Raw genomic sequence first — 730 nt, 5'->3', positions numbered from 1 at the left:
ATTGAACTTGTTGATGCACATAATCAATCCAGTAATCGGTCACACCGGGAGCTAGTTGATTCGGATTATCGGTCGAAAAAAGACTTTGTGTCATCACACGTGTTTGTGCCAAATTGTTGAAAGGGAATTTAACAGCGGATGTTATTTGATCTGTATTTATCATCATATAATCACTCCTTTAGATCTTTAATAGGACATACTATTTCTTTGGCTCTACTAATTAATAATGGAACATATTAGTTTTGAGGTATATTCACTGTACCAGTAATCGTTCCTCGTGTAACGTAGTTTGAAGAATAGCTACCTATTTTTATTACGGTGAACGGCTGGTCTCCATAAGGTTTTAAAATATAATCCCCATTACTTATCGAATAATCCCCAGTTGCATCTTGCATTGGAACTGCCGAAGACCAATCATCTCCATTCATAGCAATAAAAGTTACATTGTTATCAAGGTTTGTTGCATTAATGCTAGCAGAAACCCCATTTTCACCAGAGCTAGCTGTCCAGATTGTTGGAAAATTATCTGGTCCTACCCCGGATTCATTCCAGTAAGCCCAAAGCGGACTTGTAATTGTATAATTTATAATATTATCGGATGACTGAGTAGGTTGACTAACAGGAACCAACTCAATCCGATCGATAAATACTTGTGTGTTTGTTTCCTGTGGCTGTAAGGTAAGTGCTACTACCACATTTCCTGAAGGTAAAGTAAGAGGATCACCAGATC

The 730-nt window shown here is 37.5% G+C and carries 1 protein-coding gene; it reads right to left on the bottom strand.

Going from position 1 to position 730, the window contains the following annotated elements; translation table 11 throughout:
• Window positions 1-236: 236 nt before the first annotated feature.
• Window positions 237-730, bottom strand: a 494-nt coding sequence (locus tag F3I02_RS27135) for a hypothetical protein (protein WP_196478615.1), incomplete at its 5' end; no start/stop codon positions are given.

This window comes from Bacillus sp. SRB3LM, from assembly GCF_015712745.1.
GTDB classification, from domain to species: Bacteria; Bacillota; Bacilli; order Bacillales; family Bacillaceae_G; genus Bacillus_A; species Bacillus_A thuringiensis_K.
The sequence above is the reverse complement of the archived record's forward strand: the minus strand, read 5'-3'. Positions and strand labels throughout refer to the sequence as shown.